The organism is Mammaliicoccus sciuri, assembly GCF_025561425.1.
Classification (GTDB): domain Bacteria; phylum Bacillota; class Bacilli; order Staphylococcales; family Staphylococcaceae; genus Mammaliicoccus; species Mammaliicoccus sciuri_A.
In genome coordinates, this window is the sequence record NZ_CP094824.1 from 866,524 (window position 1) to 885,181 (window position 18,658).

The 18,658-nt window shown below is 33.6% G+C and carries 21 protein-coding genes; 20 read left to right on the forward strand and 1 reads right to left on the reverse strand.

Features of this window, described 5'->3' with window-relative positions; genetic code table 11:
- The first annotated feature begins 35 nt into the window (after positions 1 to 35).
- The gene (gene rpoE, locus MUA60_RS04370; RefSeq protein ID WP_262649930.1) at positions 36 to 536 is read left to right on the forward strand and encodes a DNA-directed RNA polymerase subunit delta; all 501 of its coding nucleotides are present in this window, start codon (positions 36 to 38) and stop codon (positions 534 to 536) included.
- 145 nt (positions 537 to 681) lie between these two features.
- Positions 682 to 2,283, forward strand: coding sequence for a CTP synthase (locus MUA60_RS04375; RefSeq protein ID WP_262649931.1), 1,602 nt, complete (start codon positions 682 to 684; stop codon positions 2,281 to 2,283).
- Between the two features lie 234 nt (positions 2,284 to 2,517).
- Here the strand turns inward: MUA60_RS04375 and MUA60_RS04380 are convergent, their stop codons facing one another.
- Positions 2,518 to 3,045, reverse strand: coding sequence for a DUF2529 family protein (locus MUA60_RS04380; RefSeq protein WP_262649932.1), 528 nt, complete (start codon positions 3,043 to 3,045; stop codon positions 2,518 to 2,520).
- A gap of 60 nt (positions 3,046 to 3,105) precedes the next feature.
- Between MUA60_RS04380 and MUA60_RS04385 the strand changes: the two genes are divergently transcribed.
- From MUA60_RS04385 to MUA60_RS04470, 18 genes are all read left to right on the forward strand, one after another.
- Positions 3,106 to 3,459, forward strand: a complete 354-nt coding sequence (locus tag MUA60_RS04385) for a response regulator (protein WP_262649933.1) — start codon at positions 3,106 to 3,108, stop codon at positions 3,457 to 3,459.
- An 85-nt stretch (positions 3,460 to 3,544) separates the two neighbouring features.
- Positions 3,545 to 4,402: a class IIb fructose-bisphosphate aldolase FdaB gene (fdaB, locus tag MUA60_RS04390; RefSeq protein ID WP_025904462.1), complete on the forward strand. Its 858-nt coding sequence runs from the start codon at positions 3,545 to 3,547 to the stop codon at positions 4,400 to 4,402.
- A gap of 274 nt (positions 4,403 to 4,676) precedes the next feature.
- Positions 4,677 to 5,933: a UDP-N-acetylglucosamine 1-carboxyvinyltransferase gene (locus MUA60_RS04395; RefSeq protein WP_262649934.1), complete on the forward strand. Its 1,257-nt coding sequence runs from the start codon at positions 4,677 to 4,679 to the stop codon at positions 5,931 to 5,933.
- Positions 5,934 to 6,005: 72 nt separating this feature from the next.
- Complete coding sequence (locus MUA60_RS04400; protein ID WP_025904464.1) at positions 6,006 to 6,335, forward strand: winged helix-turn-helix transcriptional regulator; 330 nt, start codon at positions 6,006 to 6,008, stop codon at positions 6,333 to 6,335.
- A gap of 170 nt (positions 6,336 to 6,505) precedes the next feature.
- Positions 6,506 to 7,936 carry an aldehyde dehydrogenase family protein gene (locus MUA60_RS04405; protein ID WP_262649936.1) on the forward strand — a complete coding sequence of 477 codons (1,431 nt, stop codon included), beginning with the start codon at positions 6,506 to 6,508 and terminating at the stop codon, positions 7,934 to 7,936.
- 215 nt (positions 7,937 to 8,151) lie between these two features.
- Complete coding sequence (gene rho / locus MUA60_RS04410; RefSeq protein WP_025904466.1) at positions 8,152 to 9,468, forward strand: transcription termination factor Rho; 1,317 nt, start codon at positions 8,152 to 8,154, stop codon at positions 9,466 to 9,468.
- A 109-nt stretch (positions 9,469 to 9,577) separates the two neighbouring features.
- Entirely contained in the window at positions 9,578 to 9,832 is a 255-nt protein-coding gene (locus tag MUA60_RS04415) for a type B 50S ribosomal protein L31 (RefSeq protein WP_025904467.1), read from the forward strand.
- Positions 9,833 to 9,949: 117 nt separating this feature from the next.
- A complete protein-coding gene (locus MUA60_RS04420) occupies positions 9,950 to 10,549 on the forward strand; it encodes a thymidine kinase (protein ID WP_262649938.1) in 600 nt (199 codons plus the stop codon).
- Positions 10,542 to 11,618: a peptide chain release factor 1 gene (gene prfA / locus MUA60_RS04425; protein WP_262649939.1), complete on the forward strand. Its 1,077-nt coding sequence runs from the start codon at positions 10,542 to 10,544 to the stop codon at positions 11,616 to 11,618. The genes MUA60_RS04420 and prfA overlap by 8 nt, the downstream gene beginning before the upstream one ends.
- Entirely contained in the window at positions 11,605 to 12,459 is an 855-nt protein-coding gene (gene prmC / locus MUA60_RS04430) for a peptide chain release factor N(5)-glutamine methyltransferase (protein ID WP_262649940.1), read from the forward strand. Before prfA ends, prmC begins: the two co-directional genes overlap by 14 nt.
- A 90-nt stretch (positions 12,460 to 12,549) precedes the next feature.
- Entirely contained in the window at positions 12,550 to 13,596 is a 1,047-nt protein-coding gene (locus MUA60_RS04435) for an L-threonylcarbamoyladenylate synthase (RefSeq protein WP_262649942.1), read from the forward strand.
- On the forward strand, positions 13,593 to 14,009 hold the full coding sequence (locus MUA60_RS04440; RefSeq protein ID WP_025904472.1) for a low molecular weight protein arginine phosphatase: 417 nt from the start codon (positions 13,593 to 13,595) through the stop codon (positions 14,007 to 14,009). Before MUA60_RS04435 ends, MUA60_RS04440 begins: the two co-directional genes overlap by 4 nt.
- Positions 14,010 to 14,095: 86 nt before the next feature.
- Positions 14,096 to 14,533 carry a ribose 5-phosphate isomerase B gene (rpiB, locus tag MUA60_RS04445; protein WP_025904473.1) on the forward strand — a complete coding sequence of 146 codons (438 nt, stop codon included), beginning with the start codon at positions 14,096 to 14,098 and terminating at the stop codon, positions 14,531 to 14,533.
- Positions 14,530 to 15,054 (forward strand): TIGR01440 family protein, encoded by a 525-nt coding sequence (locus MUA60_RS04450; RefSeq protein WP_048540920.1) that lies wholly within the window; start codon positions 14,530 to 14,532, stop codon positions 15,052 to 15,054. The genes rpiB and MUA60_RS04450 overlap by 4 nt, the downstream gene beginning before the upstream one ends.
- Positions 15,055 to 15,078: 24 nt before the next feature.
- A complete protein-coding gene (locus MUA60_RS04455) occupies positions 15,079 to 16,320 on the forward strand; it encodes a serine hydroxymethyltransferase (RefSeq protein WP_025904475.1) in 1,242 nt (413 codons plus the stop codon).
- 22 nt (positions 16,321 to 16,342) lie between these two features.
- Positions 16,343 to 16,972, forward strand: coding sequence for a uracil phosphoribosyltransferase (gene upp, locus MUA60_RS04460; RefSeq protein ID WP_025904476.1), 630 nt, complete (start codon positions 16,343 to 16,345; stop codon positions 16,970 to 16,972).
- A 22-nt stretch (positions 16,973 to 16,994) separates the two neighbouring features.
- A complete protein-coding gene (gene wecB / locus MUA60_RS04465; RefSeq protein WP_262649944.1) occupies positions 16,995 to 18,131 on the forward strand; it encodes a non-hydrolyzing UDP-N-acetylglucosamine 2-epimerase in 1,137 nt (378 codons plus the stop codon).
- Between the two features lie 246 nt (positions 18,132 to 18,377).
- On the forward strand, positions 18,378 to 18,644 hold the full coding sequence (locus MUA60_RS04470) for an ATP synthase subunit I (RefSeq protein ID WP_262649945.1): 267 nt from the start codon (positions 18,378 to 18,380) through the stop codon (positions 18,642 to 18,644).
- Positions 18,645 to 18,658 lie beyond the last annotated feature (14 nt).

Consider the following 18,658-nt stretch of genomic DNA (forward strand, 5'->3'; position numbering starts at 1 on the left):
GACAATAGTTCGATTGTTGAAAGGAAGAGTAAAGCATGAAATTAAAAGATTTCACAAAAGAAATGGTAGATGAGCATTCATTTATCGAAATGGCTTATATTTTATTAACAGAGAACGGTAAAGAAACAAACTTATATGATATGATAGACGAATTCAAAAGCTTAGGTAATTATAATGATTCAGAAATTGAGAACCGTATTTTACAATTCTATACGGACTTAAATACTGATGGACGCTTCTTAAGTGTGGGTGAGAATATTTGGGGACTTCGTGACTGGTATTCAGTTGACGATATCGAAGAAAAAATCGCACCAACAATTCAAAAATTCAACGTTCTAGACGAAGACGATGAAGCTGATTCAGAAATCTCATTATTAGGGGAAGAAGATAAATCTAAAGATCTTGATATTACAATTGATCAAGACGATGAAGAAGGTTTAAATGATCCTGAAGACCCTGAAGATGAAGATGTAGAAGATGAATTAGATGAAGCGGGTCTTGTTGTAGATGAAGAAGACGAAGAAGACGAATTTTAATTGACTTTTCTTTAAAAGATGGTAATATTTTATTTGGGCTCCTTTAAATAGGACAATCGTATAAATATAGCGCTCCCTCCTTACATTTTAAATAATGTAAGTGGGAGCGTTTTTTATTTTTTAAAAAATAAATGGAGGTACAAACATGACAAAGTTCATTTTCGTAACAGGTGGCGTAGTATCGTCTCTTGGTAAAGGTATTACAGCAGCATCACTAGGGAGATTACTTAAAAATAGAGGATTAAATGTAACAATTCAAAAGTTCGACCCATACTTAAATGTTGATCCAGGTACAATGAGTCCATATCAACACGGTGAAGTTTTTGTAACTGAAGATGGTGCAGAAACAGACTTAGACTTAGGACATTATGAAAGATTTATTGATATTAACCTTAATAAATATTCAAATGTAACGGCAGGTAAAGTTTATTCTCACGTACTTAAAAAAGAAAGACGTGGAGATTTCTTAGGTGGTACTGTCCAAGTTATCCCACATATTACAAATGAAATTAAATCAAGATTATTAATGGCTGGCGAAAGTACAAATGCTGATGTTGTTATTACCGAAATTGGTGGTACAACAGGTGATATTGAATCTTTACCATTTATAGAAGCAATTAGACAAATCAAGAGTGATTTTGGTCGTGAAAACGTTATGTACATCCATTGTACGTTACTTCCATACATTAAAGCTGCTGGTGAAATGAAGACTAAACCAACACAACATAGTGTTAAAGAATTAAGAGGTTTAGGTATTCAACCAGATTTAATTGTGGTACGTACTGAATATGAAATGACTCAAGATTTAAGAGATAAAATTGCATTATTCTGTGACATTAACAAACGTGCAGTCATTGAATGTAGAGATGCTGATACGTTATATCAAATTCCATTAGCATTAAAAGAACAACATATGGATGATATCGTGATTGAAAGATTAGATTTAGAAGCTGCTCCAGAAGCGGAATTAACAGAGTGGAACCAATTATTAGACACTGTACGTAATTTAGAAGGTTCAGTGAAAATTGGTTTAGTAGGTAAATATGTTAGTTTACAAGATGCATACTTATCAGTTGCAGAAGCTTTAAAACATGCTGGTTATGATTTTAAATCAGATGTTGAAATTAAATGGATTGACTCTGAAAAATTAAACGAAAAAAACTATCAAAAAGAACTTGCAGATGTAGATGGTATATTAGTACCTGGCGGATTCGGCGATAGAGGCATAGAAGGTAAGATATTAGCCATTCAATATGCACGTGAAAATAACGTACCATACTTAGGTATTTGTTTAGGTATGCAATTAGCAACAGTTGAATTCGCTAGAAACGTAGTTGGATTAAACGATGCACATTCAGCTGAATTAGATCCAAATACACCATACCCAATTATCGATTTGTTACCAGAACAAAAAGACATCGAAGACTTAGGCGGAACATTAAGATTAGGTGTTTACCCATGTAAAATTGAAGAAGGTACAATTGCACATAAAGTCTATGGTGAATTAGAAGTAGACGAAAGACACCGTCACCGTTATGAATTTAATAACGAATATCGCGAAAGATTAGAAGAAAAAGGCATGAAATTCTCAGGCACAAGCCCAGATGGTAGATTAGTAGAAATCGTAGAATTAGAAAATCACCCATGGTTTGTAGCATGTCAATTCCATCCAGAATTCTTATCTAGACCAACACGTCCGCAAAAATTATTCAGAGGATTTGTAGAAGCAAGTATTCAAAATAAATAATATATATAAAGCGCCCTTTATCCTAATACTTTCTCAAGTATTTAAGATAGAGGGCGCTTTTTTGTATGAATATGTGAGTGGGGATTATTAAGTGCTGCGTTGTGTACACTTTTGGGCAAACTTGTTTATAACGGGTGTGTTAATTACAAAAGTCGGCGGAATTGTAACTAAAAGCTCCGTTATCAAACTACTAGCAAACTACTCCCGTTGTCACAGACCTGTTATCTACTATTACTAGATTTCTTCATTCAAATCTTGTGTAATCTCGTGCATTTCAGCAAACATGATATAATATATATAATTTAAAGCCATTAGATGTGGGGTAATAATTTTACTGTAATCAGCGGTTGGAACGATTGCTCTTGGTGTTGATAAGTCAATATAATGCATGAGTGTTTCATGTGTTTTATTGTCTTTATCTTTGTTGGCTATTACGACAAAATCTATATCGTGGTCGTTTAATTTTGTAATCCATTCGTTGAGTTCATCAGTAAAAGAGGTACCGGCTAATAATACGCGGTCAGTAGAATCGATCTTTTCGATTTCTTCTAAAGTATTGAGTGTTTCTGCATGTGGTAAGCTTTCGTTACTGTCAGTCATAAATGTTTGTAAATGATTAATTTCATCGAAAGTTTTGATGCATATATTGCCTTCACCGTTTGCTGCTTGCATAAGCAGTTGTGATGCAATTTCAATTTCTTCGATTTGGGCATCTATTTTACTAAATATGCCATTTAATTGTGTATTAAAAATTTTAAGCAATTTGTATTCTCCTTATTAACGTCATTAAATTTATTTTATAGAAAAAGAGGGGTATCTTCAATGGATGTACTTATTATAGATGATGAAAAGAATATTAGACAATTATTAAAAGAAATTATGGAATTAAATCAATTTAATGTAGATACTGCTAAAAATGGAGCGGAGGGCATTGAATTATTTCATAAAAATACTTATAAATTGATTTTTATAGATAAAAGAATGCCTGGAATTTCTGGTGAAGAAGTATTTGCTGAAATTAGAAAATCTGACAAAAATATTCCAGTTTATATCATTTCAGCATTTCAATCATCTACCGAGTTGGAAGTTTTGAAAAAAGGAAGTATTACAGGTGTTCTAATGAAGCCGTTTACAATTGAAGAAGTTATGAAAATTGTAAGAAAACATTTAGGATAGGGCTTTCAAAAGGTGCATATATTCACAAAGTTTGATATAATAATCTTGTAAATAATTCGTGCCTTGCACATTAGGAGGAAACTCAATGCCTTTAGTTTCAATGAAAGAAATGTTAATTAAAGCAAAAGAAAACGGTTATGCTGTTGGTCAATACAACATCAATAACTTAGAATTTACACAAGCTATTCTTCAAGCTTCACAAGAAGAAAATGCGCCTGTTATCCTTGGTGTATCTGAAGGAGCTGGACGTTATATCGGTGGTTTCAAAACTGTCGTTAAAATCGTTGAAGGTTTAATTGAAGATTACAACATTACAATTCCAGTTGCTATTCACCTTGACCACGGTTCAAGTTTCGAAAAATGTAAAGAAGCTATCGATGCTGGATTCACTTCAGTAATGATTGATGCATCTCATCACCCATTCGAAGAAAACATCGAAATTACTTCTAAAGTAGTTGAATATGCTCATGCTAACGGTGTTTCTGTTGAAGCTGAATTAGGAACTGTTGGTGGACAAGAAGATGACGTAGTTGCAGAAGGCGTTATCTATGCTGACCCTAAAGAATGTCAAGAATTAGTTGAAAGAACTGGTATTGATACTTTAGCACCTGCATTAGGTTCAGTACACGGACCTTACAAAGGTGAACCAAACTTAGGTTTCAAAGAAATGGAAGAAATCGGTGCTTCAACTGGTTTACCATTAGTATTACACGGTGGTACTGGTATCCCAACTCACGATATCAAAAAAGCTATCACTTTCGGTACAGCTAAAATCAACGTTAACACTGAAAACCAAATCGCATCTGCTAAAGCAGTTCGTGAAGTGTTAAACAACGACAGCGAAGTTTATGATCCACGTAAATACTTAGGACCTGCTCGTGAAGCAATTAAAGCAACAGTTAAAGGTAAAATCCAAGAATTTGGTACTTCTAACCAAGCTTAATTTTAATTAAATTCAAACTACTACAATCATCGTGCTTGTAGTAGTTTTTTCTGTTTTTTAAGATAAATTGAATATTTATTCAAAACGTTTACTCAATTTATTTTAATGTCAAAAATTTAAAATTTGATACTTCTTTCGTAGTAAATTATGTCATTTCTATTTACTTTTTATGTTTTTGCGTTTATCTTATTGAATAGTATATAATGGAAATAATTATCTATTCATGTTGAGAGAGTATGCATTCTCTAAGACGATGAAGTAAAGGAGTAAACATATGTCTCAAGAAGTTATAAAAATAAATGGTGGCAAAAAATTAAATGGTAAAGTGCAAATAAACGGTGCTAAAAATAGTGCAGTTGCACTTATTCCAGCAAGTTTAATGGCGAATGATGTTGTGACATTAGATGGACTGCCAGATATTTCAGATGTCAAAACTTTAATGAGCCTACTTGGTGATTTAAATATTAAAACAGAATTAAATGGTGATCAGCTTGTCGTTGATTCAAGCGATGCAGTGAATCTACCTTTACCTAACAATAAAGTACAATCTTTAAGAGCATCTTATTATATGATGGGTGCTATGCTCGGACGTTTTAAAAAATGTGTGATTGGTTTACCTGGTGGCTGTCCTTTAGGCCCTAGACCAATTGACCAACATATTAAAGGTTTTGAAGCACTTGGTGCAAAAGTAACAAATGAACAAGGTGCAATGTATTTAATTGCTGAAGAATTAGTTGGCGCTAAAATATTTATGGATGTTGTGAGTGTTGGTGCAACAATCAATATAATATTGGCAGCTTCATTAGCAAAAGGTAAAACAGTAATAGAAAACGCAGCGAAAGAACCGGAAATTGTTGATGTTGCGACATTATTAAATAATATGGGTGCTAAAATTAGAGGTGCAGGTACAGATACATTGAAAATTGAAGGTGTAGAATCCTTGCACGGTACAAAACATACAATTATTCCTGATAGAATAGAAGCAGGTACATACATGTGTGCAGCAGCAGCAATGGGTGAAGAAGTGTACATCGAAAATATCATTCCTTTACATTTAGAACCATTAATCGCTAAATTAAGAGAGATGGGCACTGAAATCGATTTAGGTGAAGATTCAGTTGTTATTAAAGGTAAAGATGAATATAAACCTGTTGATATACAAACTGCAGTTTATCCTGGCTTTGCAACAGATTTACAACAACCATTTACACCTTTATTATTAAAAGCAAATGGTCAAAGTAAAATAACAGAAACGATTTATCCTGCAAGATTTAAACACGTAGATGAACTGATCAGAATGGGTGCTAATGTGAATTTAGAAAATGGCACAGCTATTTATTATCCATCTCAATTGACAGGTGCAAGTGTAGCAGCAAGTGATTTAAGAGCAGGTGCATCTTTATTAATTGCTGGATTAATGTCTGAAGGCGTTACAACGGTTTATAATGTGAAGCATATTCATAGAGGATACAGTGGAATTGTTGAAAAATTAAAAGCACTAGGTGCTGATATTTGGACTGAAACCGTATAATAAGTATAAATTATACACTTTGTATATAAAGTGTAGTATAATGGCAATATAGAAGTTAAAGAGGTGAGTAACATGGAAGTATGTCCTTATTTGGAAGAAACTTTTAAAGTAATAGGACGCAGTTGGAATGGTTTAATACTTAATTATTTATCACGTTGTGATGAACGTTCGGCTCACTTTTCTGATATGAAAAGAGACTTAAGACGTATTACACCAAGAGCATTATCTCTTAAATTAACTGAATTAAGTGATTGGGGATTAGTTGAAAAGAAAGTTGTTACAACAACGCCTCTATCAGTTGAATATCATTTAACAACTAAAGGATACGAATTAGCACAAGCGCTTGTACCATTAGAAGAGTGGGCACAAAAAAATGTGGAATTGCAAGAGAATCATTCCTAAATGAATTGAATATTATAAAGTACCCGTCAATGTGATGAAAATCATTTCGTTGGCGGGTATTTTATTTGTTTAAAATTTAAAATATTCAATTCTCAAACAGATTATTTTAATTATGACTATCATCCATACTATAATAACCAATGTAACAAATATAAAGGAGTAGATAATTCATGAGACAAGATATCAAGCAATATATAAATGGCGAATGGGTTGAAAGTCATAGTGGACAAACATTAGATGTTATTAACCCTGCTACAGAAGAAGTTATGGGTAAAATTGCTGCAGGTAACAAACAAGATGTTGATGACGCTGTAGCTGCCGCTAAAAAAGTGTACGTGAAATTTAGAAATACTTCTTTAGAAGAAAGAAAAGCTTTATTAGAACGAATTGCAGATGAATATGAAAATAGAAAAGAAGACTTAATAGATGTTATGACTGATGAGCTTGGCTCACCAATTGAAAAATCAGAATCTGTTCATTATCAAATGGGATTAAATCATTTTAGAGAAGCAAGTAAAGCGATCGATTCAATTCAATTTGAAGAACGTCGTGGTGATGATTTAGTTATTAAAGAAGCTATCGGTGTTTCTGGATTAGTAACACCATGGAACTTCCCAACTAACCAAACTTCATTAAAATTAGCTGGTGCATTTGCTGCAGGTTCACCTGTAGTCTTAAAACCATCTGAAGAAACACCATTTGCAGCGATTATTTTAGCTGAAATATTTGAAAAAGCTGGCGTGCCTAAAGGTGTGTTCAACTTAGTAAATGGTGATGGTCAAAGTGTTGGTGATCCATTAAGTTCACATCCTGATGTACGTATGATGTCATTTACAGGTTCAGGTCCAACTGGTAGAAAAATCATGGAAAACTCAGCTAAAGACTTCAAAAAAGTATCATTAGAGCTAGGTGGTAAATCACCTTTAGTAGTGTTAGATGACGTTAATATCGAAGAAGCAGCTAAAGGTGCAGTTGCTAAGTTCGTACAAAATACTGGTCAAGTTTGTACAGCAGGTACACGTACATTAGTACCAGAAAGTATTAAAGATGAATTTATCGCAGCAGCTAAAAAAGCAATTGAAAATGTTAAAGTTGGTAATCCTAGAGAAGCTGGCCAAGATGCAGGTCCAGTTGTATCTAAAAAACAATTTGATACAGTTCAAAGCTATATTCAAAAAGGTATCGATGAAGGTGCAATATTATTACATGGTGGTGTTGGTAAACCAGACGGTCTTGAAAAAGGTTACTTCGTTAAACCAACATTATTTACTGATGTAACTAATGATATGACAATTGCTCAAGAAGAAATCTTTGGTCCTGTAGGTACAATTATTACTTATAAAGATTTAGATGAAGCAATTGAAATTGCAAATGATACAATTTATGGTTTAGCAGCATATGTTTATGGTAAAGATTTAGAACGTGTAAGAGAAGTTGCTAAAGCGTTAGAAGCAGGTACTGCGGAAATTAATGACGCAGGTAGAAAACCTAATTTACCATTCGGTGGTTATAAACAATCAGGTATTGGTAGAGAATGGGGCGACTACGGAATTGAAGAATTCTTAGAAATTAAAGCAATTCCAGGTTATTTTAAAGAATAGTAAAATTACAAAAGACAATATATTTTTAAGACTGAAACATTTCGTTGTTTCAGTCTTTTTATATGATAGTTATAATTGAATAAAAAAGTGAAATATTTTAACATAATTTATATATAACTTATTTTGTCATCTTCATAAAAAAATGCTATAGTTTAAAGGCAGATTATAAATCTGATAAAAATGAATGAGATATTTAAGAAATGGGTGTCATAAATATGGCTGAAAGAGTTAGAACAAGTCCTCAGTATGAATCGTTTCACGAATTATACAAGAACTATACAACTAAAGAATTAACATCAAAGGCAAAAGAACTAAGAATAACAAATTATAGTAAATTAAATAAAAAAGAACTTGTCTTAGCAATTATGGAAGCTCAAATGGAAAAAGACGGCAACTATTATATGGAAGGTATCTTAGATGATATTCAACCTGATGGTTATGGCTTTTTACGTACAGTTAACTATTCTAAAGGTGAAAAAGATATTTATATATCTGCTAGCCAAATTAGACGCTTTGAAATTAAAAAAGGTGACAAAGTAACTGGTAAAGTTAGAAAACCTAAAGAAAATGAAAAGTATTACGGATTGTTACAAGTTGACTTTGTAAATGATCAAAATGCAGAAGAAGTTAAAAAAAGACCACACTTTCAAGCGTTAACTCCTCTATACCCACAACAACGTATCCAATTAGAAACTACAAGTAAAAATTATTCAACTAGAATCATGGATTTAATTACGCCAATAGGTTTAGGACAACGTGGAATGATTGTAGCGCCACCTAAAGCTGGTAAGACATCATTACTTAAAGAAATTGCAAATGCTATCGCAATTAACCAACCAAAAGCGAAATTATTTGTATTATTAATTGGGGAACGTCCAGAAGAAGTAACGGATATTGAACGTTCTGTTGAACAAGCTGAAGTCGTTAACTCAACATTCGATGAGCCGCCAGAACATCATGTTAAAGTGGCTGAATTATTACTTGAAAGAGCTAAACGTCTTGTTGAAATCGGTGAAGATGTCATTATTTTAATGGATTCATTAACAAGATTAGCTAGAGCATATAACTTAGTCGTACCACCAAGTGGTAGAACATTATCAGGTGGTTTAGATCCAGCATCACTTCATAGACCTAAACATTTCTTCGGAGCTGCTAGAAATATTGAAGCGGGTGGTAGTTTAACAATATTAGCGACTGCATTAGTTGAAACAGGTTCTCGTATGGACGATATGATTTATGAAGAATTTAAAGGTACAGGTAACATGGAACTTCATTTAGATCGTAAGTTGTCTGAGAAGAGAGTATTCCCTGCAATTGATATTAGAAGAAGTTCAACACGAAAAGAAGAATTGTTATTAGATAAAGAAGAACTTGAAATGATTTGGCAACTACGTAATTTATTTACTGATTCAAATGATTTCTCTGAAAGATTTATTAGAAAGTTAAAACGCACGGATTCAAACGAAGAATTCTTTGAAGTCTTAAGAAAATCTATGGTCGATAGTGCCAAGACTGGTAAACCGATTATATAAATTTAAGGTTGCATTTTAATACTTCAACATATATAATATGTAAGTATTGAGTGAATAAATCACAAATAAACTCTGTTCCAGATGGTTCAGGGCAAAGGAGCTGAAAAAAATGAAACAAGGAATTCATCCAGAGTATAATAAAGTTATCTTTTTAGATACAACTACAGACTTCAAATTCTTAAGTGGTTCAACACGTACTTCAAATGAAACTATGGAATGGGAAGATGGAAACGAATACCCAGTTATCCGTTTAGATATCTCTTCAGATTCACATCCATTCTATACAGGACGTCAAAAATTCGCATCTGCGGATGGTCGTGTGGAACGCTTCAACAAAAAATTTGGTTTCAAATCAAACAACTAATTATGAAGCGAATCAAGCATCCTTTTATAAAGGGTGCTTTTTTTGTGAAAATTAATAAATAAGTAAAAATAATATGATATAATTAAGCGATTATGTTGAAAAAGGTGGATAAGTAATATGTACGAAAATTACCATTCCGGATGGATAGAATGTATTTGCGGAAGTATGTTTAGTGGTAAGTCTGAAGAGCTTATAAGACGTCTGAGAAGAGGTTTATATGCGAAACAAAATGTAAAAGTATTTAAGCCATCTATTGATAATCGATATAGTGAAGAAGCTGTAGTATCTCATAATGGAAATCAACTTGATGCAATCAGCATAGAACATTCTAGTCAAATATTAAAATATGATTTACAAGGCATCGATATTATTGGAATAGATGAAGTCCAATTTTTTGATAATGAAATCGTAAGCGTAGCACAAAAGTTAGCAGAAGAAGGCTATCGTGTTGTTGTAGCTGGATTAGATATGGACTTTAAAAGTGTGCCATTTGAACCAATGCCTGAAATGATGGCAGTTGCGGAAATTGTTACAAAATTACAAGCGGTATGTGCAGTATGTGGATCTCCATCAAGTCGAACACAAAGACTTATAAATGGTGAACCAGCACATATTGATGACCCGATTATATTAGTTGGTGCAGACGAAAGTTATGAACCAAGATGTAGAGATCATCATATAATTAGAACTGAAATAAGGAGTGATATAAATGTTTGATCAATTAGAAATTGTTGAAAATAGATATGAACAATTAAATGAATTACTTAGTGATCCGGATGTCGTTTCGGATACAGACAAGCTAAGAAAATATTCAAAAGAACAATCCGACTTACAAAAGACAGTTGATGTATATAAAACTTATAAATCTGTTAAAGGTGACATTGAAGATGCGAAATTAATGTTAAACGAAACAACAGATAAAGAAGAACAAGATATGTTGAAAGAAGAAATTAACAGTCTTACTAAACGAGTACCTGAATTAGAATCTGAATTAAAATTCCTACTTATTCCTAAAGACCCTAACGATGATAAGAACGTTATTATGGAAATTCGTGGCGCAGCGGGTGGAGATGAAGCGGCTATTTTCGCAGGTGACTTATTCAGAATGTATTCAAGATTTGCTGAAGCACATGGCTACAAAATTGACGTCGTTGAAGAGAATATTAGTGACCATGGTGGCTATAAAGAAGTCAGCTTTTCTATTCAAGGAAACGGTGCTTTCAGTAAACTTAAATATGAAAATGGTGCACACCGTGTACAACGTGTACCAGAAACTGAATCAGGCGGACGTATTCATACTTCTACAGCAACAGTTGCAGCATTACCTGAAGCTGAAGATGTTGAAATTGATATTAGAACTGAAGATTTAAAAATCGAAACTTACCGTTCTAGTGGTTCTGGTGGTCAGCACGTCAATACGACAGACTCAGCTGTACGTATCACGCATTTACCAACTGGTATTGTTGCAACATCATCTGAAAAATCTCAAATTAAGAACCGTGAAAAAGCATTTAAAGTATTGAAAGCCAGAGTTTACGATATGATGGTTCAAGAAGAAAATGCTAAATACGCTGAAAAAAGAAAGTCAGCTGTTGGTACAGGAGATCGTTCAGAAAGAATTAGAACGTATAACTATCCTCAAAACAGAGTAACTGACCATCGTATTGGATTAACTTTACAAAAGTTAGATCAAATTATGGAAGGTAAAGTTGACGAAATTATCGATGCATTAACGTTGCATGAACAAACGGAAAAATTGGAAGAATTAAATAATGGCCAATTATAATTTTCAACAGTTACTAAATGAAACTTATGATGGATTATCAGCACGAGGGTTTGAAACTTCTCGTGCTGATTGGTTATTAGAGGATATTTCAGGCATGTCTAGAACGCAAATTGCCATGAATTTAAATCAAAATGTACCTGATAATATTTTGAATGCTTACTTAAATAGTAGAGAACGTATGTATGAAGGTGAGCCTGTACAGTATATCGCAGGTTTTGCAGAATTTTATGGTAGAAAGTTCAAAGTGAACCAACATGTATTAATACCTAGACCTGAAACAGAAGAACTTGTCTATCAAACATTACAAATGATTAAGAACGAGCAAGTAGTCGTATGTGATATAGGAACGGGTACAGGAGCTATCGCAATTACACTGAAAAAAGAGCGACCTGATTTATCTGTTATCGCAACTGATATTAGTGGAGAAGCATTATTAATCGCTCAAACAAATGCATCAACACTTGAAGCACCGATAGAATTTCTAAAAGGTAAATCTTTAGAACCACTGATCAAAGAAAATATTAAAGTGGATGTACTCGTCTCCAATCCACCGTACATTTCGTATGAAGAACAAAAAGAAATGTCTGATACTGTCTTAAAGTATGAACCACATTTGGCTTTATTTGCAGAAGATGATGGCTTAGCGATCTATAAAGATATTATTCTAAATTTAGAACACGTTATGTCGGATAATGGACTCGTCATTTTTGAAATTGGTCATTTGCAAGGTGAACTATTAAAAGACTTTATTGAAACCCATTTGAATGTTGAACATGTAAAAATCATTCAAGATATAAATCAAAACAATCGTATGATACAATTTAATTGGAATAATCAATAGAAGTTATGCACATTTAACGGGAGTTATCCACGTTGTGTGGATAACTTTTGTTTTAATACTATAAATGCTTTAAAGAAGGGAAGAATTGCATTGGAAACAAATGTTTGGGATGTGCGCAAGTATGTTCATAACTTACAAAGTTATCCACAAATCGATGAGATTATTGCAGGATATCATCAAAATAAACTGATTGCTTTACCAACTGAAACGGTATATGGATTAGGCGCTAATGCAAAAGATGAAGAAGCGGTTAAAGAAATATATGTAGCAAAAGGTAGACCGTCTGATAATCCACTTATCGTACATATACATGATAAATCTCAATTAAATGAGTTCACCCAAAATATATCTCAAGAAACTGAAATTTTAATGGATGCTTTTTGGCCAGGACCAATTTCGTTTATTGTTCCTTACAAGTCAGGATTTTTAAGTGATCATGTTACGGGTGGATTACAATCTGTTGCTGTACGCATGCCAAGTCATCATGTCGGTAGAGCAGTTCTACAATTAACGAATTTACCTATTGCGGCACCAAGTGCAAACATTAGTGGACGTCCTTCACCAACTAAATTTGAACATGTTAAACATGACTTGGATGGAAGAATATATGGCATCATTCAAGCAGAAGATATTGATGAAGGTATAGAAAGTACTGTAATAGATTGTACAAGTTATCCATTTAAAATTGCGCGACCTGGTTCTATAACAATAGAGATGATTAATAAAGTTCTGCCAAACAGTGTTATTAACGAAAAGTTAGATTTGGAAAAACCAATTGCACCAGGTATGAAATATAAACATTATGCACCTGCGCAACCTGTAACATTAATTGAAGGTGGTATTACAAAACAAATGAGTTTGCCAGATAATTCTTCTAAAAAGATAGCAGTAATAGGTCCTAAAAGTATTGAGCCATTAATCTCAGAACAAATGACTTTTATACCGCTTGGTAGAGATATTTCAGATATAAAAGGTGCACATCACGATTTGTATGATGCTTTGCGCATAGCAGATCAACTGACAAACATTGATGAAATTTATATAAGTGGCTACGAAAGAAATGACGATACAATCGCATTAATGAATAGAATTGATAAAGCAAGTGGTCACAATATTAAAGGAGAAGATGAATTGTGAAAATAGTTTTTGTATGTACAGGCAACACTTGTAGAAGTCCATTGGCTGAAGCGATAGCCAAAGATATTAAACCTGAATATAATATTCAATCTAGAGGCATTTCAGCTTTTGATGGGACACCAATATCTCCGCAATCAATGGAAATCATCTTTAAAAATGATTTGCCAATACCTGATACTGCTAAACAATTTTCTGAACAAGATTTAGATGCTGATATTATCTTAACTATGACTGAATCTCATAAAATGATTCTAGAATCACAATTTACACATCACAACATTCATTCAATAAAACAATACGTAAGAGGCGAAAAAGGAGATGTTTCAGATCCCTTTGGACAGTCACAAATCATTTATCAAAATACTTACGAAGAATTGAGAGCACTGATTGAAGATTTATTACAAAGTAATTAAGAATTCAAATAATTTGCAGAATTGCTATAACAGACATAAAAAATAAGTTATAATATTATAGTATAAACAAATTGGGAGGTGGGAAGATGAAAGTAGCTATTGCAGCAGACCATGGTGGCTATGAATACAAAGAAGCAATCAAACAATTACTTGATGAAATGAACATTGAATATAAAGATTTTGGTACACATAAAGGTGAGTCGGTAGATTATCCAGATTATGCAAGACCAGTATCTGAAAGTGTTGCAGATGGAACGTTTGATAAAGGAATTTTGATTTGTGGAACTGGAATTGGTATGTCTATCGCTTCAAATAAAGTAAAGGGGATTCGTTGTGCACTAGTGCATGATGTTTTTACTGCTGAAGTGACGAGACAACATAACGATTCTAATGTATTAGCAATGGGCCAACGTGTTATAGGTGAAGGTTTAGCACTTCTCATCGTCAAGACTTGGTTGACAAGTGAGTTCGAAGGCGGTAGGCACCAAAGACGTATAGACAAGATTGAAGGCGGTTGTTCATGAAAGAAGATTTAAAACAATTGTTGAATGAACTAAAGTCTATTGATTTTTTTAACAATCAAGAACTATGCATCATTGGGTGTTCAACTTCAGAAGTTAAAGGTTCAAAGATAGGTTCAGATGGTTCGATTGATGTTGCTAAGGTTATATATGAAAGTCTTGATTTTATACATAAAGAGACAGGTGTTCACTTTGCGTTTCAAGGTTGCGAACATATTAACCGAGCTATAACAATCGAGCGAGAAATATTTGATCCTTATACAATGACTGAAGTTTCTGTTGTACCACAAGCAAATGCTGGAGGTAGTTTGTCAACTTATGCATATCAACACATGAAAGACCCAATAGTTGTTGAACACATTCAATGCGATAAAGGTATTGATATTGGTCAAACACTAATTGGTATGCATTTAAAGCACGTCGCAGTACCTGTATCAATTGAAACTAAGCGCATTGGAGAAGCTATTGTTACAATAGCTAAGAGTCGTCCTAAATTAATAGGCGGCGAAAGAGCAAAGTATTAAATTCTTAAAAGTGAGGGATTGTACATGTCATTAATTAAAAAGCAAGACGAAGAACTTTTCAAAGCAATGGAAAAAGAGTTTGATAGACAAAATAATAATATCGAACTTATAGCATCAGAGAACTTTGTTTCTGAAACAGTAATGGAAGCACAAGGTTCTGTATTAACTAACAAATATGCAGAAGGTTACCCAGGTCGTCGTTATTATGGTGGCTGTGAATACGTTGATATCGTTGAAGATTTAGCACGCGATAGAGCTAAACAACTTTTCGGTGGAGAACACGTAAATGTACAACCTCATTCAGGATCACAAGCAAATATGGCTGTATATTTTGTGGCTTTAGAACCTGGTGATACTGTACTTGGAATGAACTTAAGTCATGGTGGACATTTAACTCATGGAGCAAAAGTTAACTTCAGTGGTAAGTTATACAACTTTGTAGAGTATGGTGTTTCTGAAGAAAATGAACAAATTGACTATGAAGAAATCTTGAGAGTTGCAAAAGAAGCGCAGCCTAAATTAATCGTAGCAGGTGCTTCAGCTTATCCAAGACAAATTGATTTTAAGAAATTCAAAGAAATAGCAGATGAAGTTGGCGCTAAATTAATGGTTGATATGGCTCATATCGCTGGTTTAGTTGCAGCAGGTTTACATCAAAACCCTGTTGATTATGCTGACTTTGTAACAACGACAACGCACAAAACATTAAGAGGACCAAGAGGCGGTATGATTTTCTGTAAAGAAGAATATGCTAAAGAAATTGATAAAACAATCTTCCCTGGTATTCAAGGTGGTCCATTAATGCATGTTATCGCTGGTAAGGCAGTTTCATTTGGTGAAGCATTACAACCAGAATTTAAGGAATATCAAAAACAAGTAATTAAGAATGCTCAAAAATTAGCAGCAACTCTAGAAGACGAAGGTTTAAGAATTGTATCAGGCGGTACTGATAATCATCTTATCTGTGTAGATGTTAAAGGTTCTCTTGGCATTACTGGTAAATTAGCTGAGAATGCTTTAGATGAAGTTGGTATTACATGTAACAAGAATACAATTCCATTTGATCAAGAAAAACCTTTCGTAACAAGTGGTATTCGTTTAGGTACACCAGCAGTTACATCTCGCGGATTTGATGAGGAAGCAGTTGAAGAAGTAGGTAGAATAATAGCACTTGTGCTTAAAAATCCAGAAGATGAACAAACATTAAAAGAAGCACATGAACGCGTATTATCACTAACTTCTAAGTTTCCACTTTACAACAAATAAATATTTATTGGAGGCTAGACTTATGGGTAAAGTACACGTTTTTGATCATCCATTAATTCAGCATAAGTTGAGTTATATTCGTGATCGTAAAACTGGCACTAAAGAGTTTAGAGAGCTTGTCGATGAAGTCGGTATGCTTATGGCGTATGAAGTTACGAGAGATTTTGAAACACAAGATGTTGAAATCGAAACACCCGTAACTAAAATGAACGCTCAAAGATTATCTGGTAAGAAATTAGCACTTATTCCTATTTTACGTGCTGGCCTTGGAATGACAGATGGTATTATGAAACTCGTTCCAGCTGCTAGAGTAGGACATGTAGGGTTATATCGTGATCCAGAAACTTTAGAAGCGGTAGAATATTTTGTGAAATTACCACAAGATATTGAAGAAAGAGAAATTATTGTAGTAGATCCTATGCTTGCTACTGGTGCATCAGCAATCGAAGCGATTCAATCATTAAAGAATCGTGGAGCAAATAAAATACGTTTTATGGGCTTAATTGCTGCACCTGAAGGGGTTAAAGCATTACAAGAAGCACATGAAGACGTAGATATTTATATTGCTGCATTAGACGAAAAATTAGATGACCATGCATACATTACACCTGGTTTAGGTGATGCAGGTGATCGATTATTTGGCACTAAATAGATAATAGGAGGATTTTATTACAATGAAGAAAATTATGACGATATTTGGTACGCGACCTGAAGCTATTAAAATGGCACCTTTAGTTTTAGAATTAAAAAATGAACCGGAGTTACAACCAATTGTTGTTGTAACAGCGCAACATAGAGAAATGCTAGATTCAGTTCTAGAAACATTTGATATTACACCAGATTATGATTTAAATATTATGAAACAAGGGCAAACACTTTCAGAAGTAACATCAAGAGTATTAGGTGGACTTGAAAGTGTTATTCAAGAAGCTAAGCCAGATATGATATTGGTACATGGAGATACAACGACTACTTTTGCAGGCAGTTTAGCAGCATTCTACAATGAAGTTGCAATTGGCCATGTAGAAGCAGGGTTAAGAACTTGGAATAAATATTCTCCATTCCCAGAAGAAATGAATCGACAAATGACGGGGGTCCTTGCTGATTTACACTTCTCACCAACTGATCAGTCTAAACATAATTTACTTCAGGAAAATAAAAAAGACGAATCTATTGTTGTGACAGGTAATACAGCTATAGATGCGTTATCAACTACTGTAACTGACGATTATGAAAGTGAAATTATTAAACGTCACGAAGGTAAACGCATCGTGCTATTAACTGCGCATAGACGTGAAAACATTGGTAAACCGATGGAGAACATTTTTAAAGCTGTGAGACAAATTGTTGAAGAGCATGAAGATGTTGTTGTCGTTTATCCAATGCACAAAAATCCTAAGGTTAGAGAAATTGCTAACCAAATATTGAGTGATCATGATCGTATAGAATTGATCGAACCTTTAGAAGTTATAGATTTCCATAACTTTGCAGCTAATTCTCACTTGATCTTAACTGATTCAGGTGGTGTTCAAGAGGAAGCACCTTCATTAGGTAAACCAGTACTTGTCTTAAGAGATACGACTGAGAGACCTGAAGGCGTTGAAGCTGGAACTTTGAAACTTGTAGGTGTAGAAGAAGAGAACATCTATAACGAAACTAAAGCGTTATTAAATGATCAATCATTATATGAAAAAATGAGTATCGCTCAAAACCCTTATGGGGATGGTCTCGCTTCTAAGAGAATATGTGTAAATATTAAATATTATTTTGATATCTTGAAAGAAGCACCGGAACCATTTAGAACAAAATAATTAAAGTGGTGGTTTGTGTCAATTCTGTGACGAAAAAATGACGAAAATTTGTTTTCTATTTTTGTCATAGCATTGACACTATAAGTCCACTATATTATCATGAAAATTGTGTGATGAAACGGTTTTCAAAGATATGCCACTTATCTAAGGAGTTTCAGCTGAATATTTGATATAAAGGGCTTTTTTAAGTCTTATTTACAGTATTTTATTTTCTTTATTATTATTCTAGTTGTAGTGTACTTCTTCTTGAAACATGAGTTCGTTTTAGGACTTATTATTGGAACAATAGCATCAGCTGTTAACTTGTTTTCATGGGAAGTTTACCTCAATCGAGCTAAAAATGCTGAATCATTACAATTATCAACAGGAAACTGGGTCAGATATCTTGTGACAATCGTTGCTTGCTGTTTTTGGCTTAAATATCCACTAATCGTTGATATTATCGGGATTTTATTTGGTTTGATGATAGCATATGTATTAATTATGTTTAAATCACTGAAAAGTCTCGATTAAATAATTAAAATTGT